Source organism: Paenibacillus phocaeensis (genome assembly GCF_900021165.1).
GTDB lineage: Bacteria > Bacillota > Bacilli > Paenibacillales > Paenibacillaceae > Fontibacillus > Fontibacillus phocaensis.
In genome coordinates, this window is sequence record NZ_FCOQ01000022.1 from 38,918 (window position 1) to 58,988 (window position 20,071).

The 20,071-nt window shown below is 55.7% G+C and carries 16 protein-coding genes and 1 pseudogene; 14 read left to right on the forward strand and 3 right to left on the reverse strand.

Features of this window, described 5'->3' with window-relative positions:
- Nucleotides 1-215 precede the first annotated feature (215 nt).
- Nucleotides 216-905, forward strand: a complete 690-nt coding sequence (locus BN3795_RS15375) for a glycosyltransferase (RefSeq protein WP_068785576.1) — start codon at nucleotides 216-218, stop codon at nucleotides 903-905.
- A gap of 36 nt (nucleotides 906-941) precedes the next feature.
- Nucleotides 942-1,682: a class I SAM-dependent methyltransferase gene (locus BN3795_RS15380; RefSeq protein WP_068785577.1), complete on the forward strand. Its 741-nt coding sequence runs from the start codon at nucleotides 942-944 to the stop codon at nucleotides 1,680-1,682.
- Nucleotides 1,683-1,820: 138 nt separating this feature from the next.
- Here BN3795_RS15380 and BN3795_RS15385 read toward each other — a convergent pair whose 3' ends face one another.
- The 3 genes from BN3795_RS15385 to BN3795_RS15395 are packed head-to-tail and all read right to left on the reverse strand — an operon-like array spanning nucleotide 1,821 to nucleotide 3,994.
- Complete coding sequence (locus BN3795_RS15385; protein ID WP_068785578.1) at nucleotides 1,821-2,999, reverse strand: MalY/PatB family protein; 1,179 nt, start codon at nucleotides 2,997-2,999, stop codon at nucleotides 1,821-1,823.
- A 56-nt stretch (nucleotides 3,000-3,055) separates the two neighbouring features.
- Entirely contained in the window at nucleotides 3,056-3,628 is a 573-nt protein-coding gene (locus BN3795_RS15390; RefSeq protein WP_068785579.1) for a beta-class carbonic anhydrase, read from the reverse strand.
- A 39-nt stretch (nucleotides 3,629-3,667) separates the two neighbouring features.
- Complete coding sequence (locus BN3795_RS15395; protein WP_068785580.1) at nucleotides 3,668-3,994, reverse strand: iron-sulfur cluster biosynthesis family protein; 327 nt, start codon at nucleotides 3,992-3,994, stop codon at nucleotides 3,668-3,670.
- Nucleotides 3,995-4,135: 141 nt separating this feature from the next.
- On the opposite strand from BN3795_RS15395, the gene BN3795_RS15400 reads away from it, so the two are divergent.
- The 12 genes and pseudogenes from BN3795_RS15400 (at nucleotide 4,136) to hfq (ending at nucleotide 19,877) form a co-directional block, all read left to right on the forward strand.
- Entirely contained in the window at nucleotides 4,136-5,719 is a 1,584-nt protein-coding gene (locus BN3795_RS15400; protein WP_068785581.1) for a carboxypeptidase M32, read from the forward strand.
- 228 nt (nucleotides 5,720-5,947) lie between these two features.
- Nucleotides 5,948-6,952 carry an ABC transporter substrate-binding protein gene (locus BN3795_RS15405; RefSeq protein WP_068785582.1) on the forward strand — a complete coding sequence of 335 codons (1,005 nt, stop codon included), beginning with the start codon at nucleotides 5,948-5,950 and terminating at the stop codon, nucleotides 6,950-6,952.
- A 32-nt stretch (nucleotides 6,953-6,984) separates the two neighbouring features.
- Nucleotides 6,985-7,764, forward strand: a complete 780-nt coding sequence (locus BN3795_RS15410; protein ID WP_068785583.1) for an ABC transporter ATP-binding protein — start codon at nucleotides 6,985-6,987, stop codon at nucleotides 7,762-7,764.
- A 48-nt stretch (nucleotides 7,765-7,812) separates the two neighbouring features.
- A complete protein-coding gene (locus BN3795_RS15415; RefSeq protein ID WP_232729952.1) occupies nucleotides 7,813-8,601 on the forward strand; it encodes an ABC transporter permease in 789 nt (262 codons plus the stop codon).
- A gap of 412 nt (nucleotides 8,602-9,013) precedes the next feature.
- The gene (locus tag BN3795_RS15420) at nucleotides 9,014-10,009 is read left to right on the forward strand and encodes an aromatic acid exporter family protein (RefSeq protein ID WP_068785585.1); all 996 of its coding nucleotides are present in this window, start codon (nucleotides 9,014-9,016) and stop codon (nucleotides 10,007-10,009) included.
- Nucleotides 10,010-10,073: 64 nt separating this feature from the next.
- Nucleotides 10,074-10,619 (forward strand): outer spore coat protein CotE, encoded by a 546-nt coding sequence (cotE, locus tag BN3795_RS15425; RefSeq protein WP_068785586.1) that lies wholly within the window; start codon nucleotides 10,074-10,076, stop codon nucleotides 10,617-10,619.
- Between the two features lie 145 nt (nucleotides 10,620-10,764).
- A complete protein-coding gene (locus tag BN3795_RS15430; RefSeq protein ID WP_232729944.1) occupies nucleotides 10,765-12,195 on the forward strand; it encodes a putative amidoligase domain-containing protein in 1,431 nt (476 codons plus the stop codon).
- Nucleotides 12,196-12,268: 73 nt separating this feature from the next.
- Nucleotides 12,269-14,660: pseudogene (gene mutS, locus BN3795_RS15435) on the forward strand (DNA mismatch repair protein MutS); the annotation flags it as partial.
- Nucleotides 14,661-16,108: 1,448 nt separating this feature from the next.
- Complete coding sequence (gene mutL / locus BN3795_RS15440) at nucleotides 16,109-17,845, forward strand: DNA mismatch repair endonuclease MutL (RefSeq protein WP_068785588.1); 1,737 nt, start codon at nucleotides 16,109-16,111, stop codon at nucleotides 17,843-17,845.
- 24 nt (nucleotides 17,846-17,869) lie between these two features.
- Entirely contained in the window at nucleotides 17,870-18,649 is a 780-nt protein-coding gene (locus BN3795_RS15445; RefSeq protein ID WP_068785589.1) for a class I SAM-dependent methyltransferase, read from the forward strand.
- Nucleotides 18,639-19,613 carry a tRNA (adenosine(37)-N6)-dimethylallyltransferase MiaA gene (gene miaA / locus BN3795_RS15450; protein ID WP_068785590.1) on the forward strand — a complete coding sequence of 325 codons (975 nt, stop codon included), beginning with the start codon at nucleotides 18,639-18,641 and terminating at the stop codon, nucleotides 19,611-19,613. The genes BN3795_RS15445 and miaA overlap by 11 nt, the downstream gene beginning before the upstream one ends.
- Before the next feature lie 24 nt (nucleotides 19,614-19,637).
- Nucleotides 19,638-19,877, forward strand: a complete 240-nt coding sequence (hfq, locus tag BN3795_RS15455; protein WP_016312028.1) for an RNA chaperone Hfq — start codon at nucleotides 19,638-19,640, stop codon at nucleotides 19,875-19,877.
- Nucleotides 19,878-20,071: the final 194 nt, after the last annotated feature.

The following is a 20,071-nucleotide window of genomic DNA, read 5'->3' on the forward strand; positions in this document are numbered from 1 at the left end:
TCGCACATTGATCATTTTAGTCTATGATTTTGAATCCCGTTCGAATTGTGTGCTTGTACCGCGAGTCGAAGAGACGGTTCGCTTGACTATTTTTGCTGTCACCTATGGAATACGTCCTGTCCTTGCATAGATGTCTAGCATATAGTGAAAGATCGGTAGCCCTGCAATGCAAGAGTCCCAGCAATTCGGCGGGCTGAATGACAAGGAGGGATAACATGTCGAAAAAAGTGGTGATCGAAAGCAACTTCAATACGTTTGGTTTTGACCCCCAACGGTTCACGCGGCCTTGGTTAGAGAAAAGGATCGCCATCTTTCGCAACTTTACGTTGAATTCGTTGAAAGCCCAGACTAATCAGAACTTTCTGGCGGTGTTCAAGATCGCCGAAGGAACCGAAGCGATCGTGGCGGATATTTTGTCCAAACAACCGCCGCTTCCGAGTAATATCTGGTTCGGGACGAACCGCGACAGCATCGAGCGGATCAAGGCTTTTGCCGGAAAAAGCGTTGATTTGTATGTCGCCCGGCTAGATTCCGACGATCTGTACCATAAGACGTACGTGCAGCAGTTGTATGATTATGTTCCGAAGCCCGGAACGGTCGCATTGATCAATCAGAACGGGTATTTGTGGGACAGCGTACATGGGGAAATGGCGCCGACCTTTCATCGTTCCCCGCAATTTTACGTTTACTTGTACAAGACGGCTGAGTATTTGTCCGGCTACCGCGTCAAGCTCCCGGGTCGAGGAACACACGGCAACGTAATTGATCTGCCGCATGAATTGCTCGCGCCGCGCAACTACGTAAACGTCATCCATCAAGACAATACTTCCGCCAAAAAAGTGCCGCCCCGCGACCGGTTAAGCCCCGGAGATATCCGCAAAGTGCTGAAAGAATTTATGGGATAGCCGCCGTTTCTTCTCGGAAGAAGGAGGTGAGTGTTTATGGTAAACGACGACCGGGTCAACGAACGTTACTACGGGTTGGTGAATTCGACCAAATCCCAAGATGCGACGCGCGCCAGAATCCATTGGATCTGCCGGCGCGTTGCCGGCAACCGGGTGCTGGACGTCGGATGCAGTCAGGGAATCACTTCGATCCTGCTGGGAAGGGAGGGACGAAGGGTTGTCGGGATCGATTTGGAGGAGAAGGCCATTCAATATGCGCGTACAGAGTTGTCCCGGGAATCCGTTCCGGTTCGCTCCAAGGTTCAGTTCAAAGTGGCCGACGTTACGGAGTTGCCGGGTAAACGGCTCTTTGATACGGTCATTTTGGGACAAATTCTGGAGCATTTCGCTAATCCCGAGCTTTTGATCAGCCAGGCCTATCGACTGTTGGGCGACGGAGGAACCCTTATTGTAACGGTGCCTTACGGGTATCATCCGTTCCACGATCACAAGCAAACCTTCTATGCCGGGAATTTGGGGAGTTGTCTGGATCCCTGGTTTGAGATCGCGGGGCTGGAAATGCAACATCATTATCTGTGCTGCGTTGCCGTGAAACGAAGAGAGGTACGGACCAAAGGATTGCCGGACGCCGATATGCTGAAAGCTTGGATGGATTTTGACAGCAAGCGGTTTGCCCAGATCGAACGTGAGCATCTGCAAGCCATGAAACAGCGAAAAAAAGCGCTGGAGCAAGCTTACGAGCAGTTGAAACAGCTGCGCAGCGGCAAACTGAAATAGAAAGGTCGCGTTCGTCTCGGTCTTTGCACCGATTACGGTTCGCGCCTATATGCGGCGCACTTAAACAAACAAAGCCGGAAGACGATTCGTCTATCCGGCTTTGCTAGGTTGTTCGGGTAGGGCGATTTACTTCGCCTTTTACGTAGTGCGTGCGGCAGCCGCTGCGCAGAAGCGCTCCAGAGCCTCCTGCAGCAACGAACGCGGACACGCCAGGTTGATCCGCAGAAATCCCTCGCCGTTCTGACCGTAAATCGAACCTTCTGTAAAGGCGATTTTAGCTTCCTTGTACATCAGTTGCTTCAGCTCGGATTTACTTAAGCCCAGCGCTCGGCAATCGACCCATAGCAAGTAGGTGCCCTCGGAAAGAACAGGGGCGGCCGCCGGCAGATGCTCCAAGAGGTAGGCGACCGCAAAATCGCGGTTAGCGCGGATGTAGTCCAGGACGGCGTCCAGCCAATCCTCGCTTTGCGTATACGCCGCAATGGTGGCGGAAGGCCCGAAATAGTTCAGAGAGCCGATGGCCAGCGCCTTGATCCGTTCCGCGAACTGCTTGCGGATCGCCACGTTCGGAATGATCGTATACGCCGTAGCCAGCCCGGGGATGTTGAACGTCTTGGAAGGGGCCGCACAGGTGATCGTAATGCCGGCGAGCGCCTCGGAGAGAGACGCAAGCGGTAAATGACGATGGCCTGGAAAGACCAGGTCGCCATGAATTTCGTCCGAAACGACCTTCACTCCGTATTTCAGGCACAGCTCGCCAAGCCGTTCCAACTCTTCCCGGTTCCAGACCCGCCCGCCGGGATTATGGGGACTGCACAGCAGCATCAACTTGGCGCCGCCTTGCATCAGCGATTCCAGGTGGCCGTAATCCATACGATAACGTCCATCCTCAAGAATTAAGGGATTTTCGGCGACCTCCCTTCCATTATTCCGAATGACATCATAGAACGGGTTATATACCGGAGATTGCAGAATGACCCGATCTCCCGGTTCGGTTAAGACCTGGACGGCAACGCCAAGGGCAGGCACGACGCCCGGGGTGTCGGTCAACCAGGACGCTTCGACGTTCCAGCCATGCCGCCGTTCCAGCCAACCGGTGATGGCCTCGAGGTATTCATTAGGTCGGGAGGTATAGCCGTAGATCCCCAGCTTGGCCCGTTCAGTGACGGCCTCGACAATCGCTGGAGCACAGCGGAAATCCATGTCAGCCACCCATAAGGGCAATACGTCCGGATCACCGAACAACTCCCGTCCAAGATCCCATTTCTCGGAGTAGGTCCCTCTCCGCGGCAAACGTTCGTCGAAATTATACGTCATCTCGTTGTTCCTTCCTTTCCCCATGCAGCCGGGTTTAAATCTGATTCATGTTGGAATTATTTCTGAAGAGTCTGGTATCCGTCAATCACAAGCTCCAGTTCGCCCGTCGTGGAATTGATCAGCATCCCGTGAACCGGAATATCCGCAGGGAGGAGCGGGTGCTTCTTCACGATATTTACGGTCTGGATAACGCCTTCCTTCTCGTTGTCGAAGCCGCGCAGCCACTTATTCAGCTTAATCCCGGAGTTCTCCAGCGTGTTCAGCGTGTCCTCGCTGATGCCTCGCTCCCGCATGGAGCCGATCATCCGGTCCGAATTCAGCGCAGCCATCCCGCAGCCGGTATGCCCGACGATGAAAACCTCTTGCGCTTTCAGCTCATAAATGGCGACCAGCAGACTCCGCATAACACTTCCGAAAGGTTGGGAAATGACCGCACCCGCATTCTTGATCAGCTTCACATCACCATTGCGCAAATTCATGGCTTTAGGCAGCAGCTCCGTGAGCCGGGTATCCATACAGGTAACGATGGCCATCTTCTTCTCGGGAAATTTGTCCGTGACGTATTTCTCGTATTCTTTGTCCTCCACAAATTTACGGTTATACTCCAGAATCGTTTGCAATTGATTCATATTGGCCTGCCTCCTTAGGTTTAGGGTCGTGGTACCGGCTTATAACCGGCGGTCAATCAAACGGATATTCGATTTGTAAAATTGGGACTGCCCATCCAACCGGAAGGTGCCGGTGCTTTCTTCCCCTTGCAGGGTAAGCTCTTCTTCAAAAAAAACCGCCTGCATCTTGTCGATCCAAAACGGATAAACCTCGTTCTCCATCGGGACGTCATACGCTCCGGGCTCCGACACGATGGCTAGTCCGGGAACTCCGCTCATTCCGCAGCCGCAGTTCTCCGTATCATACACCAAGCGGAGCATGCCGGGACTGTCGCCCAGCTTGTCGGCGATCAGCTTTTCGGCCGTCGGGGTTAAAGCTATTTTCATAAGATGAGAGATCGCTCCTTTACCTGAAAATGAATTATTTCAAAAAAAAGGGATGATGCCCGCTTAAAATTTGATTATACGGTTTGTTAAAAGTATCATCAAGAGTAGCAGTAAATTTCACCAGTAAAGGCGGGAGTTGTCATGAAGCAGGAAACGGTTGAGAAATGGGAGCTCTTTCGGGAGCTCCTGCAGAAGATTCACGGATACGGGGAAGCGGTTGCGCTGATGAATTGGGATTTGCGCACCGGCGCACCGCGGAAAGGCGCGGAGACCCGGGCAGCCACCATTGGTTTATTGTCCACCGAAGCCTTTAAGCTGCAAACCTCAGCGGAGATGGGGGAATATTTAGCCTATTTGAACCAGCCTTCCGTCCTGGAGGAACTGGATGATGTGAAGCGCCGGATGGTGCTCGATGTGCAAGAGGAGTACGACCGAAGCGTCAAGATTCCGCCGCAGAAATTCCGCGAATATACCGAACTTACCGCCCATGCCGAAACGATGTGGGAGGATTTCAAGGAAAACAGCGATTTCGCCGGGTTTGAGCCTTACTTAACGCAAATTGTGGAAAAAACGCAGGAGTTCATCGACTACTGGGGTCCGAAGGCGACTCGTTATGATACGCTGCTACATATGTATGAACAGGATTTGACGGTCGAGAAGCTGGATCAGGTATTCGGGCAACTGCGCGATCGTCTGGTGCCGCTGGTCGAGGCGGTGGCCNAGAAGCTGGATCAGGTATTCGGGCAACTGCGCGATCGTCTGGTGCCGCTGGTCGAGGCGGTGGCCGGAGCGAAGAACAAGCCGGAGGCGCCTTTCCTGGATCAGTTGTTTGACACCGGACAGCAGGCGAAATTCAGCCGCTTCCTGCTCGAGCAAATGGGCTATGATTTCGAAGCCGGTAGGATCGACGAAACGGTGCATCCGTTCCAAACGACGTTGAATCACGGCGATGTGCGAATTACGACGAACTATAAGCAAGATGATGTCGCCAGCGCCATCTTCAGCTCGCTGCACGAGGGCGGGCATGCTCTTTACGAGCAAAATGTCGCTGCGGAGCTAGCCGGATCGCCGCTGGGACAAGGCACTTCCATGGGGATCCACGAGTCGCAGTCCCGGTTCTGGGAGAACTTTGTCGGGCGCAGCCTGCAGTTCTGGCAACGGTATTTCGGCGAGCTCCAGCAGCATTTTCCGGAGCAGTTGAAGGATGTCACGCCGGAGCAATTCTTCCTCGGCATCAATCGGGTGGAGAACTCGTTAATCCGGATCGAAGCGGATGAGCTCACCTACAATTTGCACATCATCATCCGTTATGAAATCGAGAAGATGCTGTTCAATGAGGCTTTGCCGGTGAGCGAGCTGCCTAAGGTATGGAACGAGAAGTACCGCGATTATCTCGGCCTCACGCCGCCGAACGACGGGGTGGGCGTGCTGCAGGACGTTCACTGGTCGGGCGGTCTGTTCGGTTACTTCCCATCCTACGCGCTGGGCAACATGTACGCAGCTCAAATCGCCAATACGCTGCGGAAGGAGCTGCCGCAGTTTGAAGGCTTTATTGCGGACGGCAACTTCCAGCCGATCAAGGAATGGCTGACCGACAAAATCTACAAATACGGCAAGAGCCGCAAGCCGTCGGAGATCATTCTGGCGGTCACCGGAGAAGAGCTGAATCCGGATTATCTGGCAGATTATTTGGAGCAAAAGTTCAAAAGCATTTACGGCATCTAGTCGCATTGCCGACCGAAGCTGTCCTTAAGGCGGAGACATCCGCCCAGGGACGGCTTTTTTTGCGTGATCGAGCCCAGTGCGCCGATATCCTGTGCGACTCTTAGTCGGACAGACGCTGCCCGAACGCTTAACCTTTTGCTGGGCCATCGCATACTATTTAGTATGTTCTGGCCAGCCGATAGAAAACAGTTGGCTATGAAACTCCATGAAGAAGGAGAGGTGAACGGCATGAACAACGCTAGAAAAGGGTTATGGCTCGCGCTCATCGTTCTCCTGACAGCAGCCCTAAGCGGTTGCGGAGGAAGCGGTCAAGCACAAAAGGTGAAAATCGGGGAAGTCACCCGTTCCGTTTTTTATGCCCCTCAATATGTGGCTTTGGAAAAGGGATTTTTCAAAGAGGAGGGGTTGGACGTGGAGCTGCAAACGACAGCAGGCGGCGACAAAACGATGACGGCGCTGTTATCGGGGGCGATCGATGTGGCACTGGTAGGTGCGGAGACCTCGATTTATGTGTATCAGCAGGGCTCCGATGATCCGGTGATCAACTTCGCTCAATTGACGCAAACCGACGGCACGTTCCTGGTCGCCCGCGATGATCCCGGGGAGTTCGATTGGGAGAAGCTCAAGGGCAGCGTCTTTCTGGGGCAGCGCAAAGGGGGCATGCCGCAAATGGCCGGCGAGTTCACCTTGCGCAAGCATGGGATCGATCCGCATCAAGATCTGGAGCTGATTCAGAATGTGGATTTCGCCAATATTACGGCAGCGTTCGTCTCGGGAACGGGGCAATTCGTGCAATTGTTCGAACCGCAAGCTTCCATTATTGAGAAGGAAGGAAAGGGCCATGTTGTCGCTTCCTTCGGTACCGAAAGCGGGAAGCTGCCCTACACGGTATTTATGACCAAGCAGAGCTATATGAAGGAGCGTCCGGAAGTCGTTCAGAAGTTTACGAACGCGGTGCATAAAGCCCAGCGCTGGGTGCAATCGCACACGCCGGAGGAAATCGCCGAGACAGTCGCCCCCTACTTTAAGGATACCGACATGGACATTCTGGTCAGCTCGATCAAGCGGTACCAGGAGCAAGGGACGTATGCGGAGACGCCGGCCTTGGCGGAGGAGGCCTGGAACAACCTGCTGGATGTGATGGACAGCGCCGGGGAGCTGAACGAACGGGTCGAAGCAGGCAAGCTGGTCGACAACAGCTTCGCCGAGCAAGCCGTAAATACGGTGAAGTAATGCAAAAAAACGGAAAAGGAGCGTGAGCGCTTTTGCCTTCTGTCGTGGAACTGAAAAACCTGGATCTGGTCTACGTGACGGACCGGGAGGCCGTCCTCGCTTTGCAAGGGATGAACTTGTCGGTGGAGCCGGGCGAATTCATCAGTCTGGTCGGTCCCAGCGGTTGCGGAAAAACCACGCTTCTCTCCGTCATGGCGGGTCTGCTCCCTCCTTCCCGGGGAGAGGTTCTGCTGAACGGCAACCCGGTGACGGGGCCAACCCCGCAGGTCGGGTATATGCTGCAGCAGGATTATTTGTTCCCGTGGCGGACGATTCTGAGCAACAGCGTGCTGGGGCTCGAGTTGACGGGGCGGCTGACGACGGAAAGCGCGGAAAAAGCCCGGGCGCTGCTCGCGGAGATGGGCCTGGGCGATACGGCGAATCTGTATCCGCATCAGCTGTCGGGCGGCATGCGCCAGCGGGTTGCCCTCGTCCGAACCCTGGCGACCGATCCGGAGCTGTTGCTGCTGGATGAACCGTTCTCGGCACTCGATTATCAGACCAAGCTGCAGCTGGAGGATCTGATCTGGGGGACCCTCAAGCAGCGGGAGAAAACCGGCGTCCTGGTCACCCATGATCTGTCCGAAGCCATTGCGGTCAGCGATCGGGTGATCGTGCTGGCGCCAAGACCCGGCCGCATTCGCAGCATGTACCTTGTTCCGGAGAACATCCGGAACGCGCAGCCGCTGTATGCCCGGGAAGCCGAAGGCTTCAACGAACTGTTCCGGGAAATCTGGCGAGACCTGGAACGTTCGGAAAGGGAGGAGGGATAACCCTTGGTACAGTCTGGAACCAAACCGGATGAAAATCAGGAAGCCTGGCTGAAGGAGAAGTGGAGCCAATACCGCAAACGGAAGCGGCGGTTGAGCAACTATGTGCTTGGCGTTCAGGCTCTCCTCCTCGTTTTGTTCATTGGATGCTGGGAGCTTGCGGGCCGAATGCGATGGATTGATGTCCTCATCTTCAGTTACCCGTCCAAGGTAGGGCGGCAAATCGTCAAGGATGCGGTCAGCGGCGAGCTGTGGCCTCATCTGGCGATGACGGTAGGGGAAACGGCGGTGGGTTTCCTCCTCGGCACGCTGATCGGCACCCTGCTGGCCGTCCTGATCTGGTGGTCGCCGTTTCTCTCCCGGGTGCTGGATCCTTACATGGTGGTGTTCAACAGTATGCCGAAGGTGGCGCTTGGCCCGATCTTTATCGTCTTGTTCGGCGCCGGCTTCACCGCCATCGTCGTCACGACGCTGTCGATTACCGTCATTGTCACGACGCTGGTGGTGTTTAACAGCTTTAATGAGGTAGATGCCAATCTGGTCAAGGTGATTCGTACGTTTGGCGGCTCGCGGCGGGACGTATTTATGAAGGCGATCCTGCCCGCTTCGTTCCCCACCATCGTATCTACGTTGAAAGTGAACGTAGGGATGGCTTGGGTCGGAGTCATCGTCGGAGAATTCCTCGTCGCCAAAATCGGGCTCGGGTACCTGATCGTCTACGGGTTTCAGGTGTTTAACTTCACCCTGGTGCTGTCGAGTCTGGTCATCATCGCGGTGGTGGCGACGGCGATGTACCAGCTGGTTGTATATATCGAACGGAAGCTGGTGCGGGAGCGGTAACGCTGCCGCACCAGGTTTCCCCATTAACGTGAAAACAGGAAGATCGCCCTATCCGGCCAATTGGTCAGGTCGTCGGCGATCTTCTTCTTTGCTGTCCTTCCAGACACGTGACATGCTTACGATTGTTGTCATCAGCCTTGAGGTGGGGGATCGGTGATCGGTGAACAACACGGCCTGCTGCGACTATTCGAATGGGGATATCACGGAACATCATTGCGTAAGGCCGCTTTGCAGCATGATCCCGTTCGATCAGATCAGGAGAAATGGGGGAACCCTTACCCAAAGGGATAATCGTACAAAGCTCCCTTTTCCCATGACAGCAAAGGTTGAAGGTGAAAGTGGGATTGTTTGGATTCCGAAAATCAAGTAGGATATTTCCATAGATCGTTTTCGACAAAAAAGGTGGGTATTTATGGGCTTTCGGGTCATCAAAACAGCCATCGCTACGTTAATGGCTATCTTTATTGCGGATTTTGCCGGGGTGACGGGGGCCAATTCCGCCGGACTTCTCGCCATTCTCGGGGTAGACGTAACCCGCAAACGCAGCCTGGCCTCGATATCGGCGCGTTTTTTCGCTTCCCTATTGGGTTTACTCCTGGCATTCGGCGTTTTTTATTTCCTCGGCTTTCATATTTGGGTGCTGGCGATTTATATTCTTATCGCTTTCCCGCTGATCGCCCGTGCCGGCTTCAAAGAAGGGATTGTAACCAGCTCCGTCGTCGTATTCCGCGTATTCAGCGGTACGGAAATCTCCTGGCATGTGCTGCTGACCCAGGTCGAACTGCTGGTTATTGGGCTCGGTTCGGCGATGGTCGTTAATTTTATGTACATGCCGAAGACGGAAGACAAATTGCTGGAGACTCGGCGTGAGGTGGACGCTTTGTTTTCCCGGATTTTTCAGGAAATCAGCGCTTCGCTTCGCGATCCGTATCGCTTATGGGACGGCAAAGAGCTGACGAATGCGGCCCGGTTGATTGAGGAAGGCCATGCGATCGCCAAGCGGGCGGAAGAGAACCACATTCTCTCGCCTAATGAGGCGTGGACGGCGTATTTTATCATGCGCAAAGAGCAGTTAAGCCGGATCGAAGGGATGCTGGAGCTGATTTCGCAGGTCTATCATCGGATGCCGCAAGGGGATTCTGTCGCGGTGTTGTTTGACCGGCTTAGCGTCGATGTCAATCAGGAGGAATACACCGGGATCACCGAGCAAATGTTAGCTGAATTGCAGGAGGAGTTCAAAAAAATGGAGTTGCCCTCCACCCGCGAGGAGTTTGAAATCCGTTCGGCCATCCTGCAGCTGTGCCGGGAACTATCCTTCTATCTGGCGGTTTCCAAAAAAAATAAAGCCCCCATTCCACGAATGGCGGCGAAACGGGTGCGCAAACGAAATCAAGTGCCGATAAAATAGTTGTCACCCTAGACGAATGTCCTGCATACACTTTTAGTGAATGATGTATGGAGGAGGTTCTAACATGTCATTGAAATATCAAAGTAGAGAGATCATCACGAAAGCGATCTGCGGCAAAGGTCGTAAGTTCTCTACCGTAACACATACCGTGACTCCCCCTCATAAACCGTCGAGCATCCTGGGGGCCTGGATCATCAACCACCAGTACGAAGCGGTCGCTGCGGGAGACGGAATTGAAGTTATTGGTACTTACGATATTAACATCTGGTATTCGTACGACAAGAACTCGCAGACCGAGGTCGCCAAGGAAACGGTATCCTACGTCGAGAGCGTTCCGCTGAGCTACCTGGATTCCAGACACCGTTCGTCGACGGTGGAAGTGTCCGCAGAGGCCACGCAGGAACCGAGCACTGTCGAAGCTACCGTATCGGGAGACGGCCGCGTATCCATTCGGGTGGAACGCGAATTCGCAGTGGAGCTGGTGGCCGAAACGAAGTTGAATGTTCTTGTCGTGCCGAGCAGCGGCATTGAAGATAAGGACTACGACTTCGGTTCTGAGCTCGGCGATTATGAAGATTTGGATCCGGATCTCCTCGACGACGAACTGTGATTCAGGTTGGAAGCAGGAAGCCAGAGGGGTAAGCACCGAACGTTTCAGATTACAGTGTAGCATATGCGGCAGGGGCGTCGTCGAAGAGGGCGGCTGCCCTCTTTTTGTTTTTATTTTTTTCGAATGACCTCAATTCAGATGGGGGATGGATTCGGTGGTGAAGGATGAGCATCTCGTGCTAAAAATCCGTCTAGCCTCTGGCGCGTTCAGAACACGCCTGTTGCAGACGCTGGAACGCAGGGACGGTCCGTATCGAGTACTCAAGGGTCCGGCGTCGTCCAAGGACCGTTCGGAGTGGATCTATTACGGCCCGGAGGAAGCCTATTGGGGCGGCCGGGTGGAGGAGATCGTACTGGGACGGGCCAAGTCTTCGCTGGTCCATTGGCGGCGGCGTCTCGAAGCGTCCGGACTCCAGGCTTCGCAAGCAGAACGGCCCGCATCGACGGCCAGCAGTGCATCGGCGGCCTATACGCGCCGGTTTGCGGTGACCGTATTTCATTTGCGCGCCTGGGAAATTCGGCCGCTCGGTCAGGCCGGTCAAGCGCTGCCGCTCTTGAGTGAATCGCCTTCCCCAGACTCGCCGTTGTACAAACGTCTCGTCAGTACCGCCGTTCGGGCGTTATATGCCGTAGGACTGGATTTCGGCGAAGTGGTCATCTCGGCTGGGGAGGAAGGAAAATTTACGGTGGATGCCTTAATCCCCATTACGGAAGCCGGGAGCGCCGCCGTCGCCGGGTTCGCTCATGCGATGCGGGAGACATTGGCAGAGTTGGAGAAGCTTCGGGAATCGCGGGAGGAACGGATGATCGGGATGGACCCGGAATTTCTGCTGTTCGACCCGGCCAACGGCAAAGTGGTCCCGGCGTCCCGCTATTTGCAGTTTCACGGGGAAGCGGGCTGCGATGTTCTGCGTTACCGCGGGCAGCGATTATTCCCGCTGGCCGAGCTGCGGCCTCGTCCCGGTAAGGAGCCGCGTGAGGTGGTGGTCCATCTGCTGCATGCCTTCCGCCAAGCCCGCGAATCCATCGAAGACCGGGGGCTGATTTGGCAGGCGGGCGCAATGCCGCAGCGCGGGTTTCCGCTGGGCGGACACCTGCATTTCAGCGGAGTGAGGCTGACGCCTGAACTGCTGCGCACGCTCGATAATTATCTGGCGCTGCCGCTGGCGGTTTTGGAAGATGCCCGGGGGATCCCTCGCCGGCCGAAGTACGGTTTCCTTGGCGATTTCCGGCTCAAAGCATACGGAGGTTTCGAATATCGTACCTTGCCCAGCTTCTTGATTTCCCCGTTAGTCACGAAAGGGGTGGTGGCACTGGCCTGCCTGATTATCGAAAATGAAGGAAGGCTCCCCGCGAGACCGCTGGAGCAGGAAGAAATATGGACAGCTTTTTATTCCGGGAGAAAAAAGCCGCTCCGCGCTGCGTTGCCCCGCCTGTTGAACGAGATTCAGAGCGTTCCCGATTATTCCCGTTATGAAGGTTATGTCGGACCCTTGCTGGAAGCGATTCAATCCGGACGCACCTGGGACGAAACCGTAGATATCCGGCGCTCATGGAAAATGCAAAATCCCACATAACCCCGCTGCCCATTTCTGGTATAATAGGATACTATGAAAGACCTGACAGTGCAGGGGTAAATGGAGGGGAATCATGGCTACCTATACGCCGATGATTGAGCAATATTTGCGGATTAAGGCAGAAGCGCAAGATGCGTTTCTATTCTTCCGGCTGGGCGATTTCTATGAGATGTTCTTCGAGGATGCGGTTCTGGCCGCGAAGGAGCTTGAAATTACCCTGACGGGTCGGGACGGGGGCGCCGAGGAGAAAATTCCGATGTGCGGCGTTCCTTACCACTCGGCAGACAACTATATTCACCGATTGATCGAAAAAGGGTACAAAGTGGCGATCTGCGAGCAGATGGAAGACCCGTCACAGACCAAAGGCATGGTCCGCCGCGAAATCGTCCGGGTCATTACGCCGGGTACCATTATGGAAGGAAAGACGGTTGGCGAGCGAACGAACAACTACATTGTATCGGTCACCGAGCGGCAGGGGCTCATGGCCTTGTCTGCCTGTGATCTGTCCACGGGCGAGCTCTATGCGACCTCGGCACCGTCGAACAAGGAATGGCTGCGTGATGAGATCGGATTGTACGACCCGGCGGAGATGATCGGGGATCCGGAGCTGCTGGATTGGATTGCCGGACAAGCCGCTCCGCTGGGCAAGCCGGTGGTCTATACCCCATGGACCAGGGCGAAGGAAGAGACCGGCCGATCGCTGTTCGGCGAAGCGGAATGGATCCGCCTGGAGCCGGAACGGCGCGACAATGTCGCGCTGCTTGTCGGGTATTTAAGTGAAACGCAGAAGCGTTCGCTAGGCCAGTTGACGAAAATCTCGGCTTATGAGCCCGAGCATTTTATGATTCTGGACCCGTTCACGCGCCGCAATCTGGAGCTGGTCGAGACCGTCCGCGAACGTTCGAAGAAGGGCTCGCTCCTGTGGCTGCTCGATCGCACGGAAACCTCAATGGGCTCCAGGCTGCTGCGCCGCTGGATCGACAAGCCGCTGCTGCAAAAATCGCGCATTGAAGAGCGGCTCGAAGCGGTGGAGCATCTGCATGGCGCTTTTATTTTGCGTGAGGATTTGCGCGGGGCGCTGCAGGATATCTATGACTTGGAACGGCTGGTAGGCCGGGTCGCCTTCGGCAACGCCAACGGGCGCGATCTGGTCGCGCTGAAGAACTCGCTGCGCCAGGTGCCGACTATCAAGGAGCTGTGCGGCAGCTCGTCATCGTCAACGCTGCGGCGGATCGCTTCGTCGATGGACGAATGCGGGGATCTGGCCGGGATGATCGACGCAGCTATCGCGGAGGATCCTCCCGTCTCGGTCCGCGACGGAGGCGTGATCAAAGCCGGATACCACGAGCGCTTGGACGAGCTTCGCGAGGCGGGAGTGAACGGGAAACGCTGGATCGCCGAGTTGGAAGCCGCCGAACGGCAGGCCACCGGCATCAAATCGCTGAAGATCGGCTACAACAAAGTGTTCGGCTACTATATCGAAGTCACCCGCGCGAATTTGGCGGCATTGCCGGAAGGCCGCTATGAACGGAAGCAGACGCTGGCGAACGCCGAACGGTTCGTCACGCCGGAGCTGAAGGAGAAGGAAGCCCTGATTCTTGAGGCCGAGGAGAAAATGGTCGATCTGGAGTACGCGTTGTTTAACGAGCTGCGGGAAAGGATCGCCGCCGAAATTCCTCGCCTGCAGAAGCTGGCCGAGCAAATCGCCGAAATCGACGTATTGCGCTCGCTGGCGGCGGTGGCATCGGACAGCGGCTTCGTGAAGCCGAAGCTGACCGATGGCTACGATCTCGTGGTTGAGCAAGGCCGGCACCCGGTAGTGGAATCGGTGATGAAGGATGCCGCATTTATCGCCAACGGCACGGCGCTTCGCAAGGACGAAGCCAGCATCTTGCTGATTACCGGACCGAATATGGCCGGGAAAAGCACGTACATGCGGCAGGTCGCCCTCATCTCGATCCTGGCGCAAATCGGCAGCTTCGTGCCGGCATCCAAGGCGGAGGTTCCGCTGGTAGACCGTATTTTTACGCGGATTGGAGCCGCGGACGATCTGATTGGCGGACAAAGCACCTTTATGGTGGAGATGGCCGACATTCAGATCATGACGGAAAAGGCTACCCCGCGCAGTTTGATTATCATCGATGAGCTGGGCCGGGGCACGTCGACCAGCGAAGGGATGGCGATCGCGCAAGCCGTGATCGAATACGTCCATGATCGGATCGGCTGCAAGGCGCTGGTCTCGACGCATTTTCACGAGCTGGCCCATCTGGAGCACAGCTTGCGCGGTCTCAGCAATTACAGCATGGCGGTACAGGAGAGCGGCGATAAGGTGCACTTCCTGCGCAAGTTGATCCCCGGCGCAGCGGACACCAGCTACGGCATATACTGTGCACGGCTAGCGGGCTTGCCAGACGAAATTATCGGACGAGCCTACGGGCTGCTGAAAGGGCTGGAGGAGAAGTCCCCGCTGGCTGAGGGCGCTGCCGGTGCGGCGGTTGCCACAGCTGCCGCAGCTGCGCAATCGGCTAAGCCGTTGATGAAGGCGGCGGATTATGCGGCTGCGCAACCGGTCGTGTCGATGGGGAAGGAAGAGGCCGCTTTAGCCCTTCAGGAATCGGCCGCCGNGAAGGCGGCGGATTATGCGGCTGCGCAACCGGTCGTGTCGATGGGGAAGGAAGAGGCCGCTTTAGCCCTTCAGGAATCGGCCGCCGCTGCGGCCGCAACGGAAGCGGAAGCGACAACGGGGGCTGGGGCAGCAATGGAAGCTGCTGCGGCAGAGCCGCTTGTTGGTGAAAGCGGGGCGGTCGTGCAGCTCTCGATTTTTGGCGATGAGGAGCCGCCCGTTCAAACGAAAGCCTCCGTCCAGACGCCGGAAGATCCGGGAACGCGATCGATCATTAACCTGATTAAGAATGCCGATCTGATGAATATGACCCCGCTGCAGGCGATGCAGTTGGTGAATGATCTGAAGATGAAAGCGAAGGATTTGTAGCGAAACGCGGGGGAGTCAGGGGATGGTATGCGGGAAGGTTGTCAATACGGTTGTCAGGAGATGCCGGACAGAAGGGATGTAAGCACACGGGACAAGGGCATGCAGGTTCGCAGGGTGCAGGCATGCAGCGCGTGTAGGTTCGCAAGGTGCCGGCTTGCCAGTTCGCAATCTGCAGTTCGCTGTCCTCACGGCCCCGAAAGCTCACTGGTTGAGTATACCGGCAGGCTGGCCGGCCCGTTGGGGGGGGGGCTGATCGATAGCTGTGAACTGACTATCGGGCGGGAGCACAGGTGGTTGAAGTGGCCGCGCTGACGGTGGGCTTATAGGTTCGCTGGGGACTTGGCAGACTGGTCCTCGGGGACGCTGGTCTCCCTTGCGTACCCCTTTTTTTCTCGCAAACTTTTCTCCAATCCCGGGCTTAAGTCTCCCTTGAGCTCTAACGCTTGTGAGAAGTCTTAAATGGGCAAAAATCCGCGGTTTCATTTTTTAACGCTGACTACAAACCTTATTTGGCTATTTCATACCCGAAATTCGGCGTTTTCGAGGAAATAGAGTGGCTGAGCGTCGTTAGAGATTTTTAACGATGGATTTTAGCGAAATAACGTTTCAGATCAGCGTTAGCGCAGCAGGTGCAAACTTTAGTGCTGATGAGTGTAATTAGATAGTTGGCGGAAGTTAGTAAGGTGCTGGTGAGTAATTAGGTGGTTGGTGGAAGTTGGTAAGGTGCTAGTGGGTATTAGGTAGATGGCGGAAGTTAGTATGATGCTGATGAGTAGTTGGTAAGGCGTTAGGCTTGAGGCGGGTAAATAGGTAGGATGGAAAAGTCAGCAAAATGCTGCAACGGTCAGTCGGCTATCGAATCGGCTATGGGCACTGAGCGGCGGGCAGTAATACGAACAACAAGGCAGGAGGGGAATTGCAATGGCAAAAATCGCCATATTGGACGAGCATATTGCCAACCAGATTGCGGCGGGGGAAGTCGTGGAGCGTCCGGCGTCGGTAGTCAAGGAGTTGGTGGAGAATGCGATTGACGCAGGGGCAACCAAAATCGAAGTAACCGTCGAAGAGGGCGGCCTGCAGTTGATCCGGGTTACCGATAACGGGTCCGGGATTGAACCGGAGGACTGCGAAACGGCCTTTTACCGCCATGCGACGAGTAAAATCACCTCCGGCCGCGACTTGTTCCAGATCCGCAGCCTCGGATTTCGCGGCGAGGCCTTACCCAGCATCGCAGCCGTTGCCAAAGTCCGGCTCGTGTCTTCAAGCAGCGACACCGGGCTCGGCCGGGTGGTCGAGATTGAAGGCGGTTCGCTGAAGCTGAACGAGGATATCGCCGCACCGCAAGGTACGGATATCACGGTGAAGGAATTATTTTACAATACACCGGCAAGGCTGAAGTATATGAAGACCATCCAAACCGAACTGGGCCATATTTCGGATGTGATGTATCGGCAAGCGCTCGCGCATCCCGGGATTGCTTTTACGCTGCGGCATAATGGCAATTCGTTGTTGCAAAGCCCGGGAGGCGGCGATCTGTTGCAGGTAATTGCGGCCATCTACGGCGTGAACGCCTCCAAGGGGATGGTTGCGATCGAAGCGGAGGATCTGGACTACCGGATTACCGGATATATCGGTCGTCCGGACCTGGCGCGCTCCAACCGCGGCGGCATGTCGACGATCGTCAACGGGCGCTACATCCGTAATCAGGGGCTGCATCAGGCCATTTTGCGGGCGTATCACACGCTGCTTCCGATTAATCGCTATCCGCTGGTGGTGCTAATGCTGGAGATGCACCCGTCGCTGGTCGACGTGAACGTGCACCCGGCCAAGCTGGAGGTGCGCTTCAGCAAGGAGCCGGAGCTCAACGGCTTTGTGGAGAACAGTGTGCGCGCCGTATTGTCCGGCCAGGTGCTGATCCCGCAAGTCGTGCGCCAGACGATCGGGAAGGGCCCGAACCGCTCCGTGATCCAGGAGCAGTTCCATTTCCCCGCGCCGCCTCTAGGCGCGGGGCAGGACGCTTCCGCCGCCGGCCAGACGGCTGCGGCGGCGGAAGTCACGCTCCGGCCGCCGGGCAATNCGTTTCCCGAGCTGTCCTTGATCGGACAGCATCACGGGACCTACCTGATCGCCCAGAATGATCAGGGGTTGTATTTAATCGATCAGCACGCGGCGCACGAGCGTGTGAATTACGAATATTACTATGAGAAGTTCGGTCGCCCGGCCGATGCCTCGCAGGAACTGCTGATTCCAATTACCTTGGAATTTACGCCGTCGGACAGTGCCAAGCTGCAGGAGCGGCTGCATTGGTTCGAGCAGGTCGGGGTCGTTCTCGAGCACTTCGGCGGCGGCACCTTCCGCGTTGCGGCGCATCCCTATTGGTTCCCGCAAGGGGAGGAAGCAAGCATCATCGAGGAGATGGCCGAATGGGTGCTGAGCGAGCGAGCTATCGATCTGGCCAAGCTGCGCGAGGCTTCGTCCACAATGGTGTCGTGCAAGGCATCGATCAAGGCGAACCAGAAGCTGACGCCGGAAGAGGCGAACACGCTGATCCGCCGGCTGGCCGCCTGCAAGCAGCCCTATACTTGCCCGCACGGACGACCGATCATCGTATCCTTCTCCACATATGATTTGGAGAAACTGTTCAAACGGGTGATGTAAAGGCGATAAACGGAGGAATTCATCATGTTCATTACTACGGGAGATCACGAAACGCCGGGCGCGGTTCAACGAGCGAAGGAATTAGCCGGCTTGGCCGGCGTTCCTTACGTTTCGCGCAGCCGAACTTCCCTGTCGCGGTTAGCCGAACGTTATGGCGACAGCGATATCCTGGTGATCCTGGAGCAGGGGGCCCGACTGCATCGGACCGGCCGCGAACCGATGACGTTTCACCCCAGCATGGCGTTTGTACGGGCGAAGCGGTTATTTAAAGGAGAAAACGACGCGATGCTGGACGCCGCAGGAGTGGTTCCCGGCGACGTCATCCTCGATGGCACGGCAGGGCTTGGCTCCGACTCTATGATTTTCTCGATTGCCGCAGGGGCAGAAGGGAAAGTGCTGGCGCTGGAGGACTCTCTGCCGCTTTGGGCCTTGTTATATGAAGGGCTGAAGCATTACGTCTCCGGCCTGCCGGCCTTCGACGAAGCGCTGCGTCGGATTGAACCGGTACATAAGAACCATCTGGACGCGCTGCGGGAAATGCCGGACCATAGCGCGGATATCGTCTATTTCGACCCGATGTTCCGCGATCCGATTGCAGAATCGTCCTCCATTTCACCGCTGCGGACGTTTGCCAATCCCAATCGCCTGGATGCGGAAGCGGTCCAAGAGGCTTGCCGGGTGGCACGGAAGAAGGTTGTTTTGAAGGAACAGCGCGGAAGCGGAGAATTCGATCGTTTGGGGTTTACCGCTACCGTCCGCTCCCATACCAAGATTGCATATGGAGTGATTTCGCTTGACACGTAATGATAAACCGAAACTGCTCGTGCTGCTCGGCCCGACAGCGGTTGGCAAAACGAAGCTCAGCATCGAACTGGCTCGAAGCTTATCCTGCGAAATCATTTCCGGCGACTCCATGCAGGTGTATCGGGGGATGGATATTGGGACTGCCAAAATCACCGAGGAGGAGATGGGCGGCATCCCGCATCATTTGATCGATGTGTTGGATCCCGATCAGCCTTTTTCCGTCGCGTTGTTTCAGGAATGGTGCCGCAAGCTGATCCCGGAGATCACAGGTCGCGGGCATCTGCCTTTTATCGTTGGGGGGACGGGGTTGTACATCGAATCGGTGTGCTATGAATTCCAATTTACGGAAGCGGGGGCGGATGAAGATTTTCGGGCCCGGGAGCAAGCGTTCGCGGATACCTATGGCGCCGAAGCGCTGCATGCCAAATTGGCGGAAGCGGATCCCAAATCCGCAGCCCGTCTGCATCCCAATGATGTACGCCGTGTGATCCGGGCTCTGGAGGTCGTTCATTTGACCGGGGAGACGTTATCGTCACAGTTGGAGAGGCAACAGAGGCAGTCGCCTTATGAGCTTTGCCTGATCGGTTTGACAATGGACCGTCAAATGCTTTATAACCGTATTGAACGGCGAATCGACGAGATGCTGAGGCTTGGCCTGGTTGATGAAGTTCGTGAACTCCTCCGCCAAGGCTATAGCCGAGATTCCGTTTCAATGCAAGGGCTGGGGTACAAAGAGATCGCCGAACACCTGGTGGACGGGGTTCCGCTGGAAGCCGCGGTGGAGAAGTTGAAGCGGGATACGCGCCGGTTTGCCAAGCGACAGCTTTCCTGGTTCCGCCATATGAAGGATATCGCCTGGATTGATGTAGGCGACGGCGAAAATTTTTCCGGGATTTTGGCGGCAGCCCATGCTATAATAGCAGGAAAGTTTCCCGCTGATCTTGAATATAATTCTAAACACTAATTGATTCCTATTGGGGGTACGGCTATGAATAAGACCATTAACATCCAGGATACATTTTTGAACCAATTACGGAAAGAGAGCATCCCGGTCACCGTATTTTTGACGAACGGCTTCCAGATCAGAGGGACGATTAAAGCATTTGACAATTTTACGATCGTTATCGACAGCGACGGCCGCCAGCAAATGGTGTACAAGCACGCGATCTCGACGTTCCAGCCGCAGCGGAATGTATCGCTCATGCAGGAATCGCAGAACGAGGATTAAATCAGGCGAAACTTTTTGAATTTCAATACGTTAAGAGTATAGGATGAGAACAGAGCAACCTGAACCAAGGTTGTTCTTTTCTTTCCGGGGACTTTTAAGCCAGAAGCTTAATCCGATGAATTCATGCAGGCAAGGATATGTTCAAAAAATCACTCTCGCGTCATCGAATCCGTCATCGAACCCACGCTCATGCG